The following is a 22707-nucleotide window of genomic DNA, read 5'->3' as shown; positions in this document are numbered from 1 at the left end:
TCTGGGGAGGGTATTTTATGAGTAGCGAAATAGATGAGCAATTAAAACCAATCGACAAAATCCTGAGAGTTTCAGCATCTTCTCAGTATGAAGAAGTCGTTGTAGCGATGCAGTCAGGGTTATATAAGGGTTTAACATTTGACCCAAAGCTGTCAGAAAATTTTAGAGCAAAATGTATTAAACAAATGCCAGTAAAGCAGTTAATGACTGATTTACAGGCACAAAGGGTAAGAAAATTGCAAGATGCGAAAGACCTGCGTCTAGATATGACTAACGCTAATAATAGATATAACAATCATAGATTGAAAAAGGAAGCCGATACCTTAAATCAACATTTGGAAAAATACAGTCTTGCGTCACCGGATTAGAAGCAGTTTATCTTGAGATAGATAGCAAAAGAGCGCACGCTAGAACCGTAGTTAATCACTGTCTTACATTACTTGACCCGCAATATCAATGGCCTGGGTCAAGTGAAGAGGCGCAATTATTGGAATTATTGGAAATAGTGCTGGCAGAGGCTAAGAAGGTTCCTACTGTAGCGAGGACAGATTTTTTTAAGCACAATAACAATGCAGATAGGTCTTTATCTACTTTAGAATCAACTGATGAACCGGGTGAAAAGATGCCACCATTAATTTCAGATTACGACTCAGGCTCGGATTCAGATAAAACAGAACCGTATTATTTTTAGATATTTTGTAATTATTTGACGTTGTTCCTTCTCACTTGTCGGATTGCGCTTTGCATAGATTGATGCTCAACTTACTCAAATTATTCAACTGGGGGTTGGGACGATGAGCTGAATAGTTAACTACATTTTAATGGATGCCACCGATGATTATTACCAAACAATACCTCCTCATTTTTATCCTCGCCATATTCATGACCCTGTTTACTTGGATCATCGATTCCGCCTGGTTGGCACAACGCACCCCACCTAACCAATTCAAGACGCTGCGTATTTTGGGCAGTACGCTTTTGGTGTTGTTAATTATCTGGTTATGCATCATGAATTTCCCAGCGACGTTGACTGCGCTGGTAGTGGGCTGTGGCATAATTGCGCTGATTGATATGCTATTCTTCCGTCGCAAACGTTTGTCAGCCAAGCAAAAACAATCCGTGATCGTCGAAAATGCCCGCTCGTTTTTTTGGGTATTATTGTTGGTTTGGGTCATACGTTCGTTTCTTATCCAACCTTATCGCGTGCCCACAGGTTCATTACAACCCACTGTAGCGCCTGGAGATTTTCTAGTCGTGAATCAGTTTGCTTATGGACTACGTTTCCCCGTGGGCAACACTAAGATCGTGCCGATTGCAGAACCCAAGCGCGGGGATATAGTTTTATTTTATGCGCCACCTGATCCTTCTATCGTATTTGTTAAACGTCTGGTGGGATTGCCGGGCGATCATATACAGTACAAAGATAAAGTACTCTACATCAATGGCAAAGCCATGCCGCAACAATTTGTGAGTGAAGCCGTCGATGACGAACCTGCCGGTATCAATCCCGAAGAACATATCCCCGTCGCTTTGAAAACAGAAAATCTAATGGGGGTTAAACATAGTATTTATGTAAGACCCATAGATGAGGGTTTAACCCAAGATGTCGATGTCGTAGTGCCTCCTGGTAATTATTTTATGATGGGCGATAACCGCGATAACAGCGATGACAGCCGCACTTGGGGTTTTGTGCCCGAGCAAAATTTAATTGGTAAAGCTTTTGGGATATGGATGAGCTGGGATGCCATTAACCATCGCGTGCGTTGGAATAGGATAGGCAAGGCAGTTAAATAATGAAGTCACCGTTAGAAAAATTAAATGAGCAATTGGGCTATACATTTCGGGATATATCATTGTTGGAAACTGCCTTAACGCATCGCAGTTACGGTCATATCAATAATGAGCGCTTGGAGTTTTTGGGAGATGCCTTGCTGAATTTTTATATCGCTGAAAAGCTGTTCCAAGGCTATCCTGATTTGACCGAAGGTGGTTTGAGCCGTATGCGTGCGAATCTCGTGAATGGCGATGCCTTAGCAGAACTAGCGAGAAAGCTCAAAATTAACGATTATCTGCGCCTGGGTGCAGGCGAGCAAAAAAGCGGCGGCGTTCAGCGTAGTTCTATTTTATCTAACGCTATGGAAGCCATTATTGGAGCGATTTATCTAGATGGGGGAGCAGCAGCTTGCCAACAGTGCATTCTTAACTGGCTTTCCAACCAGATTGCTGCGATTACGACGCAAGGCGTGCAAAAAGATCCCAAAACCCAGCTGCAGGAATTTTTACAAGCCAAACATTTGGCGCTGCCGCAATATCATGTGTTATCCGTAGATGGTAGAGAACATAATCAGGTATTTAAAATCGAATGCCGGGTGAAAGGCATACCTAAAAATACCATTGGCAAGGGTAGCAGTCGACGCCGTGCCGAACAGGATGCGGCACAGAAATTTTTAGCGCTATTTGAGACAGAATTATGAGCAACGAATTCCATTGTGGTTATGTGGCCATTCTTGGTCGCCCTAATGTGGGTAAGTCCACCTTATTGAATCATTTGATAGGGCAAAAAATCAGCATCACTTCACGCAAACCGCAGACCACGCGTCATCAGATTCTCGGCATCAAGACTTTAGAGTCAGCACAGATTCTTTATATCGATACACCCGGTATTCATAAACAGGCGCATCATGCGTTGAACCGCTATATGAACCGTGTGGCCACGGGCGCCATTCCGGGTGTCGATGTGATTGTATTTATGGTAGATGGTTTACAGTGGTATGAAGACGATGATTTGGTGTTGAAAAAGATCGAGACGGTTGATAGGCCTGTGATTTTGGCGGTAAATAAAATCGATAAAATTGCTGATAAAACCGCCTTGCTGCCGCATTTAGAAATGTTAAGCAAAAAAAGACAATTCGCCGCTGTCGTGCCGATTTCTGCCAAAAGACAAGCAGATGTCATGGCATTAGAACAGGTAATAGTCCGTTATTTGCCGGAAAATCCCCCTTTGTTCCCTGAAGATCAGGTGACTGATCGCAGTGAACGCTTTCTCGTGGCTGAGATTATCCGCGAAAAACTGATGCGGCATTTGGGTAAAGAATTGCCTTATGCATTGACGGTTGAGATTGAGCAGTTTAAACAGACTGACAAATTATTGCGTATTGCTGCGGTGATTTATGTGGAGAAAGCTTCGCAGAAGCGCATTGTGATTGGGGAAGATGGCGAGCTTTTAAAAGCGGTGGGTACAGAGGCGCGTTTAGAAATGGAAAAATGGTTGGCGGATAAAATCTTTTTACAATTATGGGTGAAGGTGAAACGCGGCTGGTCGGATGATGAGCGTAGTCTGCAAAGTTTGGGGTATGGGAAGTAATGATGGCTTTGTCCTGTCATTCCCGCGTAGGCGGGAATCCATCCCTAAAGATGCATAGTACATCAGTATTTCTTGCCTACCTTTACCAGTCAAAGAAGTCAGCTGATACATTAGTTGACTGCCTTGCGTGGATGGGTTCACGCCTTCGCGGGAATGACAGGTAAGGGGATGAGTTACCATGCGAATTGCTCTTCAACCTGCTTTCATACTACATAGTCGCCCGCTAAACGAAACCAGTTCGTTGTTAGAGGCATTCACTGAATCTTACGGTCGTGTCAGCCTGGTAGCGCGTGCGGCACGTTCGCGTTTTCGCGGTATTCTGCGTCCGTTTACGCCGTTGTTAATCAGCTGGTCTGGTAAAACTGAATTAATGAATTTAAGCGCAGTTGAATCCTACGGCTTACCTTGGACGCTATCGGGTTCTGTTTTGTTAAGCGGAATCTATCTCAATGAAATGCTGGTGCGATTATTACCGCGTTTTGATGCCCACCCGCGTTTGTTTGCACAATACCAACAGACCTTGCAATGTCTGCAGCAGCAACATTCGAAAGAACCCAGTTTGCGGTTGTTTGAAAAAACTTTGCTGACTGAACTGGGCTATGGTTTGTCGCTTAATCAAGAAGCAAGCGGCATGCCGATTGTGGCGGAGCAAAGCTATGTGTTTATAGCAGGCCAGGGCTTTTCCATCAGTTCATGTGGCACTTCGCTGCAACGCTCACCGGTATTTCAAGGCAGTAGTCTTTTGGCCTTTCATCATAATACCCTGGAACATTTAGCTGATTTGCGGGCAGCTAAGCAACTGACGCGTTTAGCGATTGGTTCTCTGTTGGGTAATAAACCGCTGAAAAGTCGGGAGTTGTTCTCTTACGGTCATGACTTCTTTCCTTCTCCCCTTGTGGGAGAAGGAAAAAAGCTAAGCAGCTATCTTGCTTCAAAATTGCTTCACAAATAATCAAACGTCATCAACTGATAATCACCATTAGCATAATACATCAACACACTGCCATGCTGATGCCAGTCGCCTAAAACAATACGCTGCGAAGCTTTACCATCGACTTCTAGCGTATGGATATGCGCACGATGTGTATGGCCGTGTATCATCTGTGTGGCCTGCTCTTTGCGTAATAAATTGGCAACTGCATTAGGTGTTACATCCATAATCTGATAGGCGGTTCGTCCAGTATGCCTTTTGCTGAAACCGCGTATCCAACGTGCAAGCATGCGGCGTAGCGTTAAGGGTAAATGCAGAAAAAAACCTTGGTAACGCGGATTCAATGCATAATGACGGAATTTTTGATGCCGAGTATCTTCGGTGCATAACATATCGCCATGTGTCAGCACAATAGGGATACCGTAAAGCAGAATTTTACAAGGGTCAGTTAATAGCTGGCAGCCGGTTTTTTTGCAAAAATCTTCACCAATCAAAAAATCACGGTTACCGCGCAAAAAATAGACTGGAATACCAGTTGCTGTCAGTGCCTGTATCGCTGCCATCACGGATTGGTTAAATGGGGTAGCATCATCATCTCCAATCCAAACTTCAAATAAATCTCCTAATATGTAGACAGCATCAGCCTGGCGCGCCTGGGTTTTCAGTAGATTAAAAAAACACTGAGTGATTTGTGGCCCACTGGCCTCAAGATGAAGATCAGAAATAAATAGTGTATAGTTCACGGCTTATAAGCTATGGGAAATAGAAATAATTAGAATTTATATCCTTTGCCAATTAAGCACAACCAAAACCGTATACAACATCAAGAACTAGTAGACTGTCCAAATGAATCAACCGACTTTAAAAACACGTTTTTGCCCCAGTCCAACCGGTTTAGTCCACCTGGGAAATATCAGAACCGCATTGTTCAATGCTTTATTGGCCAAAGGACAAGGCGGAATATTTTTGCTGCGTATTGAAGATACAGATAAAGCACGCTCAGATGTGCAATTTGCCGAGGCTCTGCAAGAAGATTTACGTTGGTTAGGATTGGATTGGGACGAAGGTCCCGGTTGTGAAGGAGCGGCAGGTCCCTATTGGCAGTCGCAGCGTCAGACGATATATGATCGCTATTATCAACAATTGGAACAACTGAAATTAGCTTATCCTTGCTTTTGCACAGAACAACAACTTGCCTTGGCGCGTAAATTGCAACGTTCTGCTGGTAAACCACCACGCTATGCCGGCACTTGTCGGGAGCTAACAAAAGAAGCCATTGCTGAAAAACTGGCACAAGGCTTACAGCCGACCTTGCGATTTCAGGTGCCTTTAGATCAAGAAACGGTATTCCATGATCTAGTCCGCGGCGAACAGCGCTTTAAAAATAATGATATTGGCGATTTTATCATCCGGCGCGCTGATGGTACCCCGCCCTTTATGTACTGCAATGCCATTGATGATGCTTTGATGGGGGTGACCCATGCTTTGCGCGGTGAAGACCATCTAACCAATACACCGCGTCAGATCATGATTTTAAAGGCGCTGAATTTACCGATTCCGCAGTATGGTCATATTTCACTCATTATAGGCTCTGATGGTGCGCCTTTATCCAAACGTCATGGTAGTCGCAGTATTCAAGCCTTACGCGAGCAAGGTTATTTGCCTAAAGCGATTAACAACTACCTGGCTAGATTGGGACATTATTATGCTGCTGAGCAATTGATGGACATGCAGGAATTGGCAGAACGCTTTTCTCTTAAGTCTCTGGGTGCGGCACCTGCACGCTTTGATGCCAATCAACTATTATATTGGCAACGCGAGGTGGTACAGCGGTTAGATAACCTTGCTTTCTGGCAATGGGCAGGTGAGGCTGCGCAGCAATTAGTGCCAGAACAGACGAAAGATTTATTTATTAATAGCGTGCGTACCAACGTCACTTTTCCAGCAGATTGCGCGCATTGGGCGCAAGTGTTTTACCAGGAAGATTGGTCTTATGGAGAAGAGCAGCAGACTATTCTGCGGGAAGCCGGAGCTAAATATTTCGCGGTAGTTGAGAAAGTCCTGAATCAGCAAGGTGCAAAATTAGATGATGTGATCGCTGCGCTCAAAACTGAATTACAAGTTAAAGGGAAGATGCTATTTCAGCCGCTCAGAATTGCGTTGACTGGTGAAATGCACGGGCCGGAATTATTAGTAATATTTGAGCTGTTGGGAGAAAAGCGTTTGGCTGATCGTATTGAAAAAGCTATGCGAATTGCGCAGGCAGCGGCGGTTTAACCAACATTTCTCTCCCGTATTGCAGATATTAGGAGGGAAGGTTGTATTCCTACATCCTATCTACTGGCACCCGCCAGAAATCAAACGCCGCAATGGTATCAAACCCGCACTGCTGGTAAAGCCGCAACGCGCCGATATTATGACACTCTACATCCAATGTAATAACACGTTGACCGCGCTGACGAAGTAAATGCATAGTCTGTAAAATCATAGCAGTAGCGAGGTTTTTCCCACGGTGTTCAGGGACAATGCACAAATCATGAATAAAAGCGGCATTGTTTTCATCATAACGCACATGTATTTTGCCGACATTTTCATAATCCGGTGTGGAAACTAGCCAGGCTAAGCGGTTTTTTTCTTGCATATTCTCAGTAAAACGCTGCAAAGTTTCAGTAAATGAGGAATTAAAACTCACAGCACCCATGCGGGCTATGGTGATTAAATCCTGCGTATCGGCTTCGCGCATGATGATCGTCGGCAGTTCTTTAGGAACCGGATCGCGCACCGCCATCATTTCTACTTGAGAAAAATCGTACTGCCCACCCATCGCCCGCAAGTAATCATCGGTAATGGGGGAGCGTTGTGGTCGAATCCATACACAGTGAGTCAGATGCCGTTGTTTCAATTCTAATATCGCTTCTGCCATCAGTTTTTTAAAAATGCCCCGCTGACGGAACTTGGGATGCACAACTACACTGAGTTCCGCTTCGTCATTTTCAAAGGTATACAAGGCCAGATAAGCCACCAGATTGCCGTCTAAATAATAAAAAAAATCGTTAAACTCCATGGTTAAACGGTTTTCTATGATGTGCCAGTAAATTTTTATTTTAAAGCCGTCGTGGTCGGCGCTGCGGTCGGCGAGGGTGGTGATATTGCGTAAATCAGTTTTGTGTAGGCGGGAAACTTTAGTGAGTTGTTTTATCATGATTAATATTCTTAAATTGCTCAATATAATGTTATAAAGTATAACATAGGCTGGTCTTTTTAGGTAATTTCCCTGTGTTGAGAATTGTACTACTCCCCTTTTTCAAGGAGGGTGGACAGTTACCTTAAAATAAAAAATATTGAGATTATAAAAAATGACTGCCTTTCCTGTTCGTAGCCAGCTCAAGATATTATTCCCCAGCATTCTATTGATTATTCTCTGTTACCTGTTTATCGATAAACCCGTGGCCTTCTGGGTCAATGCCCATCATTTACAACAATATCACTGGCTAAAGCTGCTGACGCATTTAGATGACGTTTTAGGCGGGATAGTTTTTTTAATCTATCTGGTATTATGGGTAGGTCTTTTGCTGAACATAAACAGCCGTCATGACAAGCTGCTATTGGTGATTGCCAACTGTTATGTCATTACTGCTTTTTTAGTGACTATATTGAAATTTGTATTTGCGCGCTATTGGCCGGCTACCTGGGCGAACAATAATCCGTCCTTGCTGCAAAATGGTACCTACGCCTTTAATTGGTTTCACTGGGGAATCGCTTATTCAGCATTTCCTTCCGGCCATGCTGCGCGGGTTATGGCGGCTATGATGGCTTTTTATTTGGTGTATCGGCGCTGGCGTTGGCTGGCTGGTTTGGTGGTCATATTGACTGCCGTGAGTCTTGTTAGCGTTAACTACCATTTTGTCAGTGACGTCATCGCAGGTATATTGTTGGGATATATTGTTGCAACGACGACGTATCATTTGATTCATCCATCCCCTTTTTCAAGGGAGAGGTATTTATAATAATCGAGGAAACAACGTGCTACACATCTATAACAGCATGACTAAAAAGAAAGAGCTGTTTCAACCACTGATTCCTAAAAAAGTCAGTCTCTATGTATGTGGCTCTACCGTGTATGATTACTGTCATATCGGCCATGGGCGCAGCATTATGGTGGTGTTTGATATGGTAACGCGCTACTTACGTTCTTTGGGTTATGAAGTACGTTATGTGCGTAATATTACCGATATCGATGACAAAATTATTAACCGTGCCAATGAAAAGGGCGAGCCCATTACCCAGCTCACCGAACGTTTTATCGCAGCGATGCGTGAAGATGAGTTGGCATTGGGCGCCAATCCTCCTGATATAGAGCCACGGGCGACATTACATATTTCAGCGATGATTTCTCTGATCGAACGGCTGATTGCCAAAGGTTATGCTTATGTGGCTGAGGGTGGCGTGTTCTATGAAGTCAGCCGTTTTGCGGATTATGGTAAGTTTTCCAATCAATCGGTCGATAAGCTGCGTAGCGGTGCGCGTGTGGATATTTTAGAAACTAAACGCGATCCCTTGGACTTTGCTTTATGGAAATTGGCAAAACCTGGCGAACCGAGTTGGGATTCTCCTTGGGGCAAGGGTAGGCCGGGTTGGCATATTGAATGCTCGGCTATGTGTGCTGAATGCTTGGGAGAGCATATTGATATTCATGGTGGCGGCTTGGACTTGGTATTCCCCCATCATCAGAATGAAATTGCACAGTCGGAAGGCGCTTTTGGCGGTCGGTTTGTCAATACTTGGATGCATGTTGGTTATGTGCAGATCAATCGGGAGAAAATGTCTAAGTCCTTGGGCAATTTTTCCACCATACGTGATGTATTGGCGCAGTATAAAACGGAAGTCGTGCGATATTTCTTGCTGGCCAGCCATTACCGCAGTCCAATTAATTACACGCATGAAAATTTAGCGAGTGCTGAGGCGGCGTTGCGACGTTTGTACACGAGCCTGCGCGGTTTGCCTGTGGTTCCTGAATCGGATGGCGGGGAAGAATTTATTTCACGTTTTCATGCAGCAATGGACGATGATTTTAACAGCCCGCTGGCGTTTTCAGTGCTATTTGATTTGGCGCGTGAAATTAACCGCTTACGTGATGAGAGTCAGATTGTTGAGGCAGCAAAGCTTGCGGCTTTGTTAAAAAAATTGGCCGATATCTTTGGTATTCTTAAGGAAGATCCAGTGGAGTTTTTACAGTCAGGTGTGGCTGATTCAGAAGCATCTGAGATTGAACGTTTGATTGCTCTGCGCAATACTGCGCGTCAGAACAAGCAGTGGGCAGAAGCAGATCGGTTGCGGGATCAGCTATTGGCGATGCATGTGTTGTTGGAAGATACGGCAGAAGGGACGATTTGGCGGAAGGAATGAATAGCCTAAGAAATAATGATTAAGCGCAAACATCCTTCTCCCCTTGTGGGAGAAGGTGCCCGAAGGGTGGATGAGGGGTGAGTTTGGGCTAGCTTTTAGTTAGAGCTATTGTAAACTTACCCCTCATCCGCCCTAACGGGCACCTTCTCCCACAAGGGGAGAAGGATGTTTGTGCAGCTTTTCAGCCGCAAATAACGTATTTTCCAGTAAAATAGCGCGGGTCATAGGCCCAACTCCACCTGGTACAGGTGTTATCCAGCTTGCCCGCAATTTTGCAGTATCAAAATCCAGATCGCCACTAATTGTCCCTTTAGCATTACGATGAATGCCTACATCAACCACAACCGCTCCGGGCTTAATCCACTCACTGCTGATGATTCCTGGTTTGCCTACAGCCACTACCAAAATATCTGCTTGCTGGACGTGTGTCGCTAAATCACGAGTAAAGCGGTGACAGACCGTGACCGTACATTTAGCTAGCAAGAATTCCAACGCCATCGGCCTGCCCACAATATTTGAAGCGCCAATGACCACGGCGTGTTGTCCAGCCAAATCAATGCCGGCGTGTTTGAGCAGGGTAATAATCCCGTAAGGGGTGCAAGGCCGTAAGGCCGGCCGTCTTTGCACCAGATGACCGAGATTGCAGGCGTGAAAGCCATCGACATCTTTTTCTGGATAAAGGCGATCCAGAATTTCAGCCGTATTAATATGCGAAGGCAAAGGCAGCTGGACTAGAATACCATCTACCGTATTATTGGCATTCAATTGATCGATGAGCGCAATCAACTCGTTATGGCTGATATCTTCTGGCAAATCATAAGCCAGCGACACAATGCCCACATCTTCACAGTCTTTGCGCTTGTGATGCACGTAAACCTGTGAAGCTGGATCATCACCCACTAAGATCACAGCTAAGCAAGGGCGACGCAAACCTTGATCTAGCCGGGTTTTTATTTTTACAGCAATATGCTGGCGGATTTCAGCAGCGAGCGCTTTGCCATCAAGAATTTGCGCGGTCATGAAATATCCTGTGAATTAACGATAGATTTTGTTTTCGCCTAATGTATCGTATCGTTGTTTATACCTCAATGGCTTCCTTTCTCTCGGAGCGGCTGTTAGTGCTTACCTCAAGTGCTATCACCGCTAGCAACATTAAGCCCAGGAATGTTTGCAACACCAATGACCAACCATTGGCCTTCTTTTAATATGGTGTTTAGCAATGTATTGTGATTAGACTGCGTATTAGCGGCCAAGGTGATGGTTGCTGAAGGTGAAGCAACGGATTCAGGATTTTTTGCAGCAATTAAAGGCGTAGTAGGTTTTAAGGCTTGTACTTTGTCGACAGGCACCAATAAAGTGTTAGGTGTGCTGGCTGCTGTAGCCATATTGCGGTAACCGGGATTTAACTGCTGCATGGTTTTGACACTGATTCCAGAAGATTTAGCTACCTGCTTCAGGTCTGTCCGTGCACCAACCTTAACCAGTTCTAATTGCGGGGCAGCGCTGATGGCGGGTAATTCCAGATGATAGCGTACGGGATTTTGAATGACTTCGGCTAAAGCGAGTAATTTGGGCACATATTTTTCAGTTTGTGCAGGTAAATGTAATTCCCAGAACCGCGCTCTTCTGTACCATTTCGATTGATGATGTTCGGCACTTTCCATATTACCCGGACCCCAATTATAGGCTCCCAGCGCCACTTCCCAATCACCGTGAAAACTTTGATGCAAAGAGGCAAGATAGTTTAATGCAGCATCAGTTGAAGCCACAATATCGCGGCAGCCGTCATAAGATCGATTATTTTTTAAACCTAGCCTAGGTGCAGTATTGGGCATGATTTGCCACATACCATTCGCACCGGCTTTGGAATGGGCATAAGGATTGAAACCGCTTTCGATAATTGGCAGCAATGCCAGTTCAGCAGGCAACCCGTGCTTTTTGGTTTGTTCATAGGCATAAGAAATATAGGGGGCTGCTGTTTGCAGGGTATGGTACAAAGTGCGTTGGTGATGTGTTAGCCAGGCAATCTGGGTATTCACCTCAGAACGATTGATCTCATGGTCGAGCGCAAAGTGTTGACCCATGCTCGCCCACATGGAATCGCTGCTAGTGGCAGAACCGATACTGCTTTGCTCCAGGCTGGCTAATGAAAGCTCAGAGTTGGGGCTGCAGGCGGTTAATAAGCTGCTACACAAGACGCTGCACAGAATAAATTTGCTGGTTTTTAGTAAATTCATTGGGCATTGATGTTACACAAGGGTGGAGTCTAAGTCAACTCTTTGAACAGTTTTTATACAGCCATTAATTCATAACGAATTGATTTTAAAAGAATCTTTCCAGGTTCTGAGGGTGCGAAATACGGCTTCAGGGGTAGAGAGGGAGATTTGCGCATAGGCTTCTGCGGCTGCCCTGACCGAGGCTTCTTGGCAGCGTAAAAATGGATTAGTTAGCTTTTCAAGCGCCAAAGTAGCCGGCACTGTCGGTAAATTTTGTTGCCGCTTGAGGTTAGTTGCAGAAATTCTAGCCATCACATCTGGGTTATGAGGCTCCACAGTGATTGCAAATTGTAAATTTTGGCCAGTGTATTCATGACCACAATAGACTAGCGTTTCATCAGGTAGCGCCTTTAAGTGGGAAAGTGAATGAAACATTTGCACAGCTGTGCCTTCAAATAAACGTCCACATCCTGCAGTAAACAAGGTATCACCACAGAACACATGGTTGCCAAGATAATAGGCAATATGAGCACGAGTATGCCCGGGAATAGGTAGGACAGACACTTCTAAATCCATTTCTTTCAGCGTCAAGGTTTCATTTCCTGAGAGTGGATGGGTCACTTGTGGGATGTTTTCAGCGGCTGGACCAAAAACCGGCACCGGATAGTGAGTCAGCAATTCCGCCACGCCATTAACATGGTCATAGTGGTGATGCGTTAGGAAAATCGCGACAGGTGTTAAGCGGTATTCCCGAAGTGAGGATAAAACGGGTGGCGCTTCTCCAGGATCTACGATAAGACATTGGTCTGTGCTTGTGTGTATAATCAGCCAGATGTAATTATCTTTGAAAGCTGGGATAGGGAGGATTTTCAGCATGTATTCTATCCAATAGTGAATGCCTAGGTATTTATTTTAACCCGACGCTGAAAAGTTGCAAAAATTAAAAAACTGGTAACTCAATGCAAAAGTTTACAGATGATTCTATGGAAATCATTCTAAGACAAATGGATTTGTGGTATCAGTCTCTCCCGGGATCTGAACTGCTTTTAGCGGAGCGGGAAGAATTAGATAAAATTCTGCCGAGATATTTTGGGGGTCATCTGCTGCAAGTCGGTGGCTCAAGTGAGACTTTTATATTCGAAAAAAGCCCCATTTGGCATAAAATCCGCTACAGTCCAGAATATGCACCTGTATTTCGCGGCCCGAGTGTACAGGGTAAATTCCATCAATGGCCGTTTTTACCCGAAAGTATAGATGTCATTTTGTTGCCGCATGTGCTGGAGTTTGTGCCAAAACCGGAACAGGTATTGCAGCAGTCACAACTGTCGTTAACGCCGGATGGACATTTAATCATATTAGGGTTTAATCCTTGTAGCCTGTGGGGTTTAATGAAATGCTGGGGGCGGCGTAAAACTTTGCCGTGGCGAGGTCGATTTAATACCTTATGGCGTATGCGCCACAGTTTAGCCCATCAGGGGTTTGAAGTTGAAGAAGTGCGTACATTGTTCTTTCGTCCGCCGTTGTCTTCTAAACGCTGGTTGCGAAGGCTATTGGCTTTAGAAGTGATAGGGCGTCTATTGTGGTCTAATTGTGGTGCGGTTTACCTAATTGTAGCTAAAAAAAGGCTAGTGCCACTGATTCCGATTAAATCGTCGGCTTACCGTAAACGTCATGCGTTTAATAGCTCGTTTGGGCGAATTCGATAAAGGGTAAAATTTTTGCGACTGACCAATAGTAAAACTGTTTTTATCTTTACCGATGGAGCTTGCCGGGGTAATCCTGGACCCGGTGGATGGGGCGCATTGTTGCGTTATGATGACCATGAAAAAAATTTATATGGCGCCGAATTGCATACGACCAACAACCGCATGGAATTGTCAGCTGTGATTTTTGCGTTAGCGTCATTAAAACGCCCCTGTGTTGTCGAAATCACGACCGATTCACAATATGTGCGCAACGGCATGACGGTGTGGCTAGCTAAATGGAAGCAGAACGGTTGGTGCGGCAGTGATAAAAAACCTGTTAAAAATAAGGATCTGTGGGAGCGCTTGGAGCAAGAAGTGCAGCGTCATCCAGATATTAAATGGCATTGGGTGCGAGGGCACAGCGGACATCCAGAAAATACGCTTGCAGATAGGCTTGCAAATCAGGCGATTGATGAATTGTTAGCGGGGTTTTAATACCTTTCTGCGTTTTTCCTTTTCCCGCAAGGGTAGAAGAATTAAAAGATGCTTCTTTTGTATGGTGCTCCAGTCCGATATTGAGCAATATATACTTGCATTATGTGTTTGGCCAATGGATGACAAGAAAGCATCTAGAGTCGAAGTGGAGTCGCTATGCGGATGACAGAAGCAGAAGCGCTATTAGCTGAACTTGCGCAGAGGTTTAAAGAGTGCAAGCTCGAAATATACCCAGAAAAGACGAAGATGAAGATAGTGTATTGCAAAGATGGGAATCGAAAGGAAGCTCAAGGATGTGCAACACAATTTGTATTCCTAGGGTATGAATTTAGAATGAGGGGAGCAGAAAACAGAAAAACCAAGGAAGTGTTTACTGGATTTCTACCAGCAATATCGCCAAAAGCAAAGAAAGCCATCACAGCAAAGATGCGGGAGCTTAATGTAAGAAACAAAAGGAACCTGAGCTTGCAAGAAATAGCGAAAAGGATAAATCCAATGATAAAGGGGGGATTAACCATTATGGAAAATGCACCAAATCGGCGCTGAGGACTGTATTCGAAAGGCTAAACGGAACGCTGACAAGATGGAGCATGAAGAAATATAAAAATCTTTCCAAGCGGAAAACATATGTGGCAACGTGTATGAAAATGTTTGCAGAAAAGCACAAGTATTTATTCGCCCACTGGAGAGCAGATATAACAGCTGTGAACATTTAACGGGAGCTGTATAACTTGAGAAGGTTATGTACAGTTCTGCGAGGGACTAGCGGGGGGCTCCGCTGGTCTACTCACCTACCCCTTGGAACAAGTGGGAGTAGCTAAAAATTGCTTGCAAAGTATTAAAAAAGCAGCATTACTTAACAGAATGTTAAATTAATGTTGATTTATTCAATGCCAGGAAGGATTAAACCCAGTAATGGCGTTGTGCGCAGGAGTTTTAATATTTTTTAAAAAAAACTTGCATTTTTTAAAATTCCGTTTACTATATGCCGAACACAAGGTTGTGTGTGTAGGATTTTGGCTTTTTTGGAGATAATGATTAATCAAGGTAGATTTTGATTAATACTTGCCCAGGACGCGAATCCCGAGGATACATAACAATTGTGTAATAATAAAACCTGTTCTTTGGAATCATCATGGAGGTTACAAATGAAGAAATTTTCCGTAGTTCTAGCCGCTGCTGGTTTAACGGCTTCTTTGGGTGCTTATGCTACCCTGCCAACAGACGCGACTCCTTTTAGTCTCAATATCCCCAATTTGCAAAGTGGTCTTGAAATCACATTAGAAGGTCTGCTCGTTAGACCAGATGTTATTAACTCTGACTATGCAACGTTGCAGGATATTGATTTAGATAGAGGGCGTCGCGATCATTTTAATTTTAGCGATAACAGATCCGTTCAAAATGTAAATCCAAGCTATGATTTTGGTTTCCGAGTGGGCTTGGGTTACATTTTCCCGGATTCAGGCAATGATGTTCAATTGAGTTGGACACATTTCCAAGACACCAACACCAATTCCACTGGTATTGGTGATAATGAAGTATTAGTGACTGGCGCAGGTGTGCCTCTGATTAATCCAAATATATTTGGCGATGAAATATTTGGTGATGCCAGTGCAAACACCAGTCTTAAAAACCAATTTGATGCCGTTGACCTGACAGTTGGTCAATACGTGAATATTGGTACACGTCTGCAAACCAGATTGTTTGGTGGTTTACGTTATGCTTATGTTCAGCAGAACCAAACCAGTAATTACGGTGCTTTCTACCAAAGAGAAAACCGTGATGATCCGTTCTTAGTTTACGGTGAACGAGATACCTTTAACTCCAAGTTTAACGGTTTAGGACCACGTTTAGGTTTCCAAGCTGCCTACAATGTGTGGGACTGCTTTGGCGTTACAGGTAGCGTAGCTGGTTCTTTACTGGTTGGTAAAGTTAAGAGCAGCAGCGACACTGATATCGTTGTTGATGTAGAAGATAGACGTCGTGATGAGCCATTCAGTTTTGATATTAACAGCAGCAGCAATGTTTGGCGCGTTGTGCCTGAACTCGATGCTAGACTTGGCTTGAACTATACTTGGACAGTTGGCACCAATTCAGCTCTGACGCTGGAAGGTGGTTACCAAGTGACCCAGTACTTCAATGCTGTTGACAAGCTACACAACAACGTCAGTGTGTTAAATGGTGTCAACACGACAAGAGAAACCAGCGATGTTGGGTTTGATGGTCCATACCTCAGCCTCAACTACAAGATGTAAGCAGGTTAATCTTGTATAAATCCTCAGCTTGGCTTACCAAGCTGGGGAGTAAGTCCTGAAAAGTTGTTACCTCCGGAACAGGCATACAAAAGGCGCTTATAGCGCCTTTTGTATGCTTGCCTAAAAAGCATCGAAAGCGCAGAAAAATCTGTCACTGCTTACCCTCTGTTTTGCTACTCCCATTTTTTTATATATAGACAAACTTATAGTGATTCCGTATCATCTTTGACCATAATATTGTGGAGAGATACACTTGCGACAAGTTGTGCTAGATACTGAAACAACAGGATTAAATGTTAGCGATGGTCATCGCATCATTGAAGTGGCGGGGGTAGAACTGGTCAATCGCAGACTCACTGGCCGCCATTATCATCAATATATCCGTCCACAACGTAAAATTGACGCTGAAGCGCAAGCAATTCATGGCATCACAGAAACATTTTTAGCAGATAAGCCCTTGTTCCATGAGATCGCCGGCTCATTGTTAGAATTTATCCAAGGAGCTGAACTGGTTATCCATAATGCACCATTTGATATAACGTTTCTAAATAGTGAATTATTACAATCAGGGGCACAATATAAACAAATAGCGGATTATTGTACGACGATAGACACCCTCGTATTAGCAAGAAAAAAACACCCCGGTCAACAAAATAGCCTTGATGCCTTATGTCGTCGCTACAGTGTAGATAATTCAAACCGTACTTTTCACGGCGCCTTATTAGATGCACACCTTTTAGCTACAGTTTACCTAGCCATGACAGGCGGTCAAACCACGCTATTTGGTGAAACTGCTGTTACAGAAAGTAAAGAAACCCAGGTTGAATCTGCCTTTGTGCCAGTTAGTCAGAATACGTGGCAGTTAAAGGTTATTAAAGCCAGCTCGGAAGAACTTAAGCTGCACCATCAGCGTTTGGAGGCAATAAAACAGATAAGCGGGGGAGCTTGTCTTTGGGATACCTTGTGACTCTTTAAGGCTCCAAACCCCAACATAAGTTTACAATGCAGATTCAGTAACAACCAACTATGAAAGAAATCTAGGCAAAAAGGAGAGTAGACATGTTTGTAAAAATTACCAAAAATGCAATTAAAAGTTTAATAGTAGCAGCGAGCGTGCTGTCTGTAGCACAAGCCCATGGTCCAACTGCAATTGATTGGGATTATAGTGCAAAGTTAGGACCTGGAGAATGGAGCGCATTGGCGCCTGAATATAGACTTTGCGCATCCGGAAAATCGCAATCACCTATTAACATTTCACAACACGCAGTGGCCACTACTGAAAAAGACATAGAGTTTCATTATAGCACCGGCATTTTTGGTAGGGTTTTGGATAAACATGATTTTTCAGTGGAGGTTATACCTGGCGGCAATGAATATATCACTTTAGATGGTGAAAGATATGATTTGCAAGGTCTGCATTTCCATGCACCGGCAGAACACCAAATTGCCAGAATCACTTATCCACTTGAGGTACATTTTATTCACAAAAACAGTCAGGGCAAACTTTTAGTCGTTGGCGTGTTTTTTCAAGAAGGTAAAGTGAATAAAAATTTGCAAAAACTCTTCGCCGTTCCATTACCAAAACCTGAAAACAACGCCGTAACCTCACAAAACCGAGTCGTTTTTGACCCCACCCAGCTGATTCCCAAACATAGCGGTTATTTTGTATACTCAGGGTCTTTGACTACCCCTCCGTGCACGGAAGGAGTAACCTGGTTATTGATGAAAAAAATCCTCAATGCTTCAAGTGAGCAGTTGGAGTTTTTCCGTAGCAATATGATTCATGGCAATGCAAGACCCATACAGCCGCTGAATCAGCGTGTCATTTATGAGCATAGTGAAGATTAATTAGTTGAAGAGATTGATTAGTAGGAAGCTACGTCCTGAGTAATGACTGTCATCTTGAAGCAAAAGCTGTCATCCTTCGTTGTGCTCTACTAGTGTCTGGGGAATAATTGTTTTTGGTTGGGCGCACCTCCTTCTGCCCTTGTGGGAGAAGGGGAGTTGCCTAAAAAGTGACTATTTCACCGGACACTAGTGCGCTGTGCTCAGGAGGATAGGCCTTTGCTCGGGGCGACAGATTTATAAATGACCCAAAATATAACCAATGAATCCACCCACCCCCAAAAAAAGAATACTCAAACCGCTACAGATAATCGCCGAATTTATTCGGCTTGAATCCTCAAGCGGTATCATTCTTTTTATTGCCGCCGTTGCCGCATTATTTATCGCCAATTCTCCTCTAGGCGTTCATTACCAGCACCTGCTGCACACTCCCATCGGTTGGGAAATAGGGCAATTTAATATCTCCACCACAGTGATCTTTTTGATTGATGATTTGCTAATGGCGGTCTTTTTTCTGCTAGTGGGTTTGGAAATAAAACGTGAAGTCCTCTTAGGTGAACTAAATTCACTTGCTAAAGTCAGTTTGCCGGGCATTGCCGCATTGGGTGGAATGATAGCCCCGGCCCTGATTTATACTCTATTCAATCATAATGACAGCTTCGCAATGCGCGGTTGGGCGATTCCTACGGCGACGGATATCGCCTTTGCACTGGGTATTATGGCTTTAGTAGGCAAAAGAATCCCATTATCGGTCAAATTGTTTTTAATGGCTTTGGCGATTTTTGATGACATAGGCGCCATTATTATTATTGCCGTTTTTTATGTAGGCGCTATCTCCTGGGTGGCTTTAGGTGGAGCGGGGCTGTGTGTGGCTTTATTATGGCTACAGAATAAAATGGGTGTTACCCGATTGTGGCCTTATCTGCTATTGGGCGCAGTTTTATGGGTATTGCTACTAAAGTCTGGCATTCATCCCACGCTGGCAGGCGTTTTGTTGGCGCTCACTATCCCAATAAAAGAGGGTGGGCAATCTCCCCTACACTTGTTAGAGAGAAAGTTGCACCCTTGGGTAGCCTATGCAATATTGCCACTGTTTAGTTTTGCCAATGCGGGTATTTCATTTGCAGGATTCAAGTTTGGCGAATTATTTACTCCGCTTTCTGTAGGGATTATGGCAGGATTATTTTTAGGGAAACCGATTGGGGTTTTTATCTCAACCTGGTTGGCAGTTCGTTTCAGAATTGCTCCTATGCCAAAAGATGCCAACTGGTTGCAAATATTTGGCGTTGCGGTATTGTGTGGCGTTGGGTTTACCATGAGCCTTTTCATAGGACAATTAGCTTTTGATGATGTGGATTCCGGTTATCCAGTTTTAGTGCGTTTTGGCGTCATCATGGGATCTTTTTTAGCCGGTATATGTGGTTATTACTTGCTCCGTCTAGGCACCAAGAGGCATAATAAGCCCCTTTAAAAAACTATAAGCAATAGGAACTAAGCGCGGGATTGCGCTTTTTCATGCAGTCACAAACAAACACAATAGGGAAAGTCTATGAATAACCAGCCCCCTCTAGTTCATCAATTAGCCGACTATAAACCCAGTGATTTTTTGCTAGATGGGGTTTTTTTACATTTTGATTTACATGAAGACCATACGCAGGTCAAAGCCATTTTAAATCTTCGTCGCAATCCAGCAGCCAACCGACAAGCAGCAAATGCACTCGTGCTGGACGGGCAGGGTATGGAGCTTAAATCCGTCATTTTAAATGGCACTAAACTGGGCTCCAACCAATACCAAGTTGATGCCCAACACCTAACCGTATTCAATGTGCCTGATACCTTCAGTCTAGAAACTGAAGTCATCATCAAACCCCAGGAAAATACCCAACTGACAGGCCTGTATAAAAGCCGAGATATTTTTTGCACCCAATGCGAATCGCATGGTTTCCGTCGCATCACCTACTTTTTAGACCGCCCCGATGTGCTCACGCATTTCACCACAACGATCAGTGCAGACAAAACCCGTTATCCGATATTATTGTCCAATGGCAATTTGGTAGATAGCCACGAACTAGAAAATGATCGCCACTGGGTAAAATGGGTAGATCCTACACATAAGCCCTGTTATTTGTTTGCCTTAGTAGCAGGTAATTTGGATGCAGTGGAAGATGTGTTTATCACTCAATCAGAGCGTGCTATTAAACTGGCAGTTTATGTTGAACCGGGCAAAAAGGAACAGGCCATACACGCCATGCATTCCTTAAAACTAGCCATGCGCTGGGATGAAGAGAACTACGGGCGCGAATATGATTTAGATATGTACATGATAGTTGGCGTCAGTGATTTTAATTTCGGTGCAATGGAAAACAAGGGACTGAATATTTTTAATGACAAGTATATTCTGGCTAAGCCTGAAACGGCTACAGATGAAGACTATATCAACATTCTTGCTGTGATTGGGCATGAATATTTTCATAACTGGTCAGGTAACCGAGTCACAGTTCGTGATTGGTTCCAGATTACATTGAAAGAAGGCTTAACCGTATTTCGAGAACATCAGTTTACACAAGACAATACCTCAAAAACTGTCAAGCGTATTCAAGAAGCCAAAACCATTCGCAATGCGCAGTTCATCCAAGATGCAGGTCCAATGGCGCATCCGGTTTACCCTGATTCCTACATAGAAATCAATAATTTTTATACCGTCACGGTCTACGAAAAAGGCGCTGAAATCATTCGCATGCTGCATACCATACTAGGGCATGATGTATTTCGTAAAGCCATGGATCTTTATTTCAGTCGTAATGATGGTCATCCAGTGACAGTTGAAGAATTCGTCAAAGCCATGGAGGATGCTTCCGGGCTGGATTTAACGCAATTTAGACGTTGGTATAAACAAGCCGGCACCCCCGTATTGATAGTAAAAGATGATTATGACAGCAAAAGTAAGACTTATAGTCTGCAGGTAACCCAAACTTGCCCGCCCACACCAGGCCAACCAATTAAAGAAGATTTTCATATTCCATTAACCATCGGTTTACTCACCGAAGCGGGAGAAGTCCCTTTGCAGCTGCAGGATGAAAGAAATAGCGCGGCTGTGACTACAAAAGTATTAAATATTCAGCAACACACAGAAACTTTTCGTTTTGTGAATGTGCCAAGAAAACCAGTACCTTCTTTGCTTAGAGATTTTTCAGCACCGGTGAAATTGCAATATAGTTATTCCGAAGCAGACCTGATCTTTCTCATGCTGCATGATACAGATGCCTTTAATCGTTGGGACGCATGCCAACAATTGGCGCTAACCATTATGCTGCGTTTAATTGAAAATTATGAACAGGAACTGGAGATGCGTGCACCCCACCAGTTTCTTGATGCATTAAGCACCGTGTTTGAAGATAAAACTGCAGATGCTGCGTTAATTGCAGAACTACTGACATTGCCGCAAGAAATTTATTTGCTTGAACAAATGCCGGTTGCGGATGTAGATGCAGTGCATGATGTGCGTGAATGGCTGCGCAAACACATTGCCTTAAAGCTTAAAAACCAATTCATGGGTTATTATCAGCAGCACAATACGCCAGGTGTATACAGTTTGGATGCCAAAGCCATCAGCCAGAGGCGCTTAAAAAATTTAGCTTTGGCCTATTTAGCTCACCTGGGTGACCCTGATATTTATGCATTATGTTTAGCACAGTTCCATGCTGCGAATAATATGACGGATGTCATGGGTGCGTTAACCGCCTTGAATAATATCGATTGTGATGCACGTCGCGAAGCTTTATTTGCTTTCTATCACCGTTGGCAGCATGAATCATTAGTTTTAGACAAGTGGTTTACCCTGCAGGCGCAATCCGCATTACCCAATACCCTGCAAGTAGTGAAATCGCTGCTGCAACATCCTGCGTTTGACATTAAAAATCCTAACCGAGTCCGCGCAGTGATTGGGGCTTTTTGCAGCGGTAATCCGGTAAACTTCCATGATATTACCGGTGAGGGTTACGTATTTTTAACCGATCAAGCACTAGAAATAGAGCATTACAACCCGCAACTGGCAGCGCGTTTATTGGAGCCTTTAACCCGATGGAAAAAATTTGACCCAGTCCGCCAAGCGCTTATGAAACAACAGTTGGAACGCATTGCAGCCAAGCCCAAGCTGTCAAATGATGTCTATGAAATTGTGACCAGGAGTTTGGATTAACGCCCCCTCCTCCCACAAGGGAGGGAGATATAGTGCTTAAAGTGTAGTTATCAAAATACCAAAAAAAACAATCAACTTAAAGTAATCTTAAAAAATACTTGCAATAAAATTGTAAATCATGCTAAATTAATAAAAGATATTTCTAATTCTCGCATAAAAAAATACAAAAAAAGATTAGAATTTAGTAAAAAAATGGGGTTGAATAGATTAGCAGCTTTTACCCAAAGCTTAAGGAAGAATAAAAATATACAGGATCATTGTTTTTAGGCAGGGAGGCCGCTGATACCTGTTTTGGATTCACAAGGATATACT

22 protein-coding genes are annotated in these 22707 nt (G+C 43.8%); 17 read left to right on the top strand and 5 right to left on the bottom strand.

Translation table 11 applies throughout. From position 1 onward, the window contains the following. The first annotated feature begins 17 nt into the window (after positions 1-17). The 6 genes from VHE99_02435 (at position 18) to recO (ending at position 4316) form a co-directional block, all read left to right on the top strand. Positions 18-368, top strand: a complete 351-nt coding sequence (locus tag VHE99_02435; protein ID HVV67882.1) for a hypothetical protein — start codon at positions 18-20, stop codon at positions 366-368. A 119-nt stretch (positions 369-487) separates the two neighbouring features. Further along, on the top strand, positions 488-691 hold the full coding sequence (locus VHE99_02430) for a hypothetical protein (protein ID HVV67881.1): 204 nt from the start codon (positions 488-490) through the stop codon (positions 689-691). 317 nt (positions 692-1008) lie between these two features. Further along, positions 1009-1794 (top strand): signal peptidase I, encoded by a 786-nt coding sequence (gene lepB / locus VHE99_02425; protein ID HVV67880.1) that lies wholly within the window; start codon positions 1009-1011, stop codon positions 1792-1794. Further along, positions 1794-2474, top strand: a complete 681-nt coding sequence (gene rnc / locus VHE99_02420; protein HVV67879.1) for a ribonuclease III — start codon at positions 1794-1796, stop codon at positions 2472-2474. The genes lepB and rnc overlap by 1 nt, the downstream gene beginning before the upstream one ends. Then, positions 2471-3364: a GTPase Era gene (era, locus tag VHE99_02415; GenBank protein HVV67878.1), complete on the top strand. Its 894-nt coding sequence runs from the start codon at positions 2471-2473 to the stop codon at positions 3362-3364. Before rnc ends, era begins: the two co-directional genes overlap by 4 nt. Positions 3365-3542: 178 nt before the next feature. Beyond that, positions 3543-4316: a DNA repair protein RecO gene (gene recO, locus VHE99_02410; GenBank protein HVV67877.1), complete on the top strand. Its 774-nt coding sequence runs from the start codon at positions 3543-3545 to the stop codon at positions 4314-4316. Here recO and VHE99_02405 read toward each other — a convergent pair. Beyond that, positions 4307-5038, bottom strand: coding sequence for a UDP-2,3-diacylglucosamine diphosphatase (locus tag VHE99_02405; GenBank protein ID HVV67876.1), 732 nt, complete (start codon positions 5036-5038; stop codon positions 4307-4309). The genes recO and VHE99_02405 overlap by 10 nt on opposite strands. Before the next feature lie 103 nt (positions 5039-5141). Between VHE99_02405 and gltX the strand changes: the two genes are divergently transcribed. Then, positions 5142-6572 carry a glutamate--tRNA ligase gene (gene gltX / locus VHE99_02400; protein HVV67875.1) on the top strand — a complete coding sequence of 477 codons (1431 nt, stop codon included), beginning with the start codon at positions 5142-5144 and terminating at the stop codon, positions 6570-6572. A gap of 49 nt (positions 6573-6621) precedes the next feature. On the opposite strand, the gene VHE99_02395 is transcribed toward gltX, so the two are convergent. Then, positions 6622-7497 carry a GNAT family N-acetyltransferase gene (locus VHE99_02395; protein ID HVV67874.1) on the bottom strand — a complete coding sequence of 292 codons (876 nt, stop codon included), beginning with the start codon at positions 7495-7497 and terminating at the stop codon, positions 6622-6624. Positions 7498-7651: 154 nt separating this feature from the next. On the opposite strand from VHE99_02395, the gene VHE99_02390 reads away from it, so the two are divergent. Then, positions 7652-8302: a phosphatase PAP2 family protein gene (locus VHE99_02390; protein HVV67873.1), complete on the top strand. Its 651-nt coding sequence runs from the start codon at positions 7652-7654 to the stop codon at positions 8300-8302. A gap of 16 nt (positions 8303-8318) precedes the next feature. Beyond that, positions 8319-9701, top strand: coding sequence for a cysteine--tRNA ligase (cysS, locus tag VHE99_02385; protein HVV67872.1), 1383 nt, complete (start codon positions 8319-8321; stop codon positions 9699-9701). A gap of 132 nt (positions 9702-9833) precedes the next feature. Here the strand turns inward: cysS and folD are convergent, their stop codons facing one another. The 3 genes from folD to gloB all read right to left on the bottom strand — a co-directional run bounded on the left by folD (position 9834) and on the right by gloB (position 12793). Further along, positions 9834-10721: a bifunctional methylenetetrahydrofolate dehydrogenase/methenyltetrahydrofolate cyclohydrolase FolD gene (gene folD, locus VHE99_02380; protein HVV67871.1), complete on the bottom strand. Its 888-nt coding sequence runs from the start codon at positions 10719-10721 to the stop codon at positions 9834-9836. 107 nt (positions 10722-10828) lie between these two features. Then, on the bottom strand, positions 10829-11938 hold the full coding sequence (locus VHE99_02375; protein ID HVV67870.1) for a transglycosylase SLT domain-containing protein: 1110 nt from the start codon (positions 11936-11938) through the stop codon (positions 10829-10831). A 69-nt stretch (positions 11939-12007) separates the two neighbouring features. Further along, positions 12008-12793, bottom strand: a complete 786-nt coding sequence (gloB, locus tag VHE99_02370) for a hydroxyacylglutathione hydrolase (protein HVV67869.1) — start codon at positions 12791-12793, stop codon at positions 12008-12010. Between the two features lie 83 nt (positions 12794-12876). Here gloB and VHE99_02365 point away from each other — a divergent pair, with 83 nt between their 5' ends. From VHE99_02365 to pepN, 8 genes are all read left to right on the top strand, one after another. Then, entirely contained in the window at positions 12877-13623 is a 747-nt protein-coding gene (locus tag VHE99_02365) for a methyltransferase domain-containing protein (protein HVV67868.1), read from the top strand. An 18-nt stretch (positions 13624-13641) separates the two neighbouring features. After that, positions 13642-14097, top strand: a complete 456-nt coding sequence (rnhA, locus tag VHE99_02360; GenBank protein ID HVV67867.1) for a ribonuclease HI — start codon at positions 13642-13644, stop codon at positions 14095-14097. Between the two features lie 162 nt (positions 14098-14259). After that, entirely contained in the window at positions 14260-14643 is a 384-nt protein-coding gene (locus VHE99_02355; GenBank protein HVV67866.1) for a hypothetical protein, read from the top strand. Positions 14644-15245: 602 nt separating this feature from the next. Then, the gene (locus tag VHE99_02350; GenBank protein ID HVV67865.1) at positions 15246-16352 is read left to right on the top strand and encodes an Lpg1974 family pore-forming outer membrane protein; all 1107 of its coding nucleotides are present in this window, start codon (positions 15246-15248) and stop codon (positions 16350-16352) included. Between the two features lie 253 nt (positions 16353-16605). After that, positions 16606-17319 (top strand): DNA polymerase III subunit epsilon, encoded by a 714-nt coding sequence (gene dnaQ / locus VHE99_02345; GenBank protein ID HVV67864.1) that lies wholly within the window; start codon positions 16606-16608, stop codon positions 17317-17319. A gap of 92 nt (positions 17320-17411) precedes the next feature. Then, a complete protein-coding gene (locus VHE99_02340; GenBank protein ID HVV67863.1) occupies positions 17412-18200 on the top strand; it encodes a carbonic anhydrase family protein in 789 nt (262 codons plus the stop codon). Between the two features lie 259 nt (positions 18201-18459). After that, positions 18460-19668: a Na+/H+ antiporter NhaA gene (gene nhaA / locus VHE99_02335; protein ID HVV67862.1), complete on the top strand. Its 1209-nt coding sequence runs from the start codon at positions 18460-18462 to the stop codon at positions 19666-19668. A 78-nt stretch (positions 19669-19746) separates the two neighbouring features. Beyond that, complete coding sequence (pepN, locus tag VHE99_02330) at positions 19747-22395, top strand: aminopeptidase N (protein ID HVV67861.1); 2649 nt, start codon at positions 19747-19749, stop codon at positions 22393-22395. The last annotated feature ends 312 nt before the right edge of the window (positions 22396-22707 follow it).

The sequence above is a fragment of the Gammaproteobacteria bacterium genome (assembly GCA_035546635.1).
Classification (GTDB): Bacteria; Pseudomonadota; Gammaproteobacteria; order JAURND01; family JAURND01; genus DASZWJ01.
This window is presented reverse-complemented; position numbering and strand designations above follow the sequence as displayed.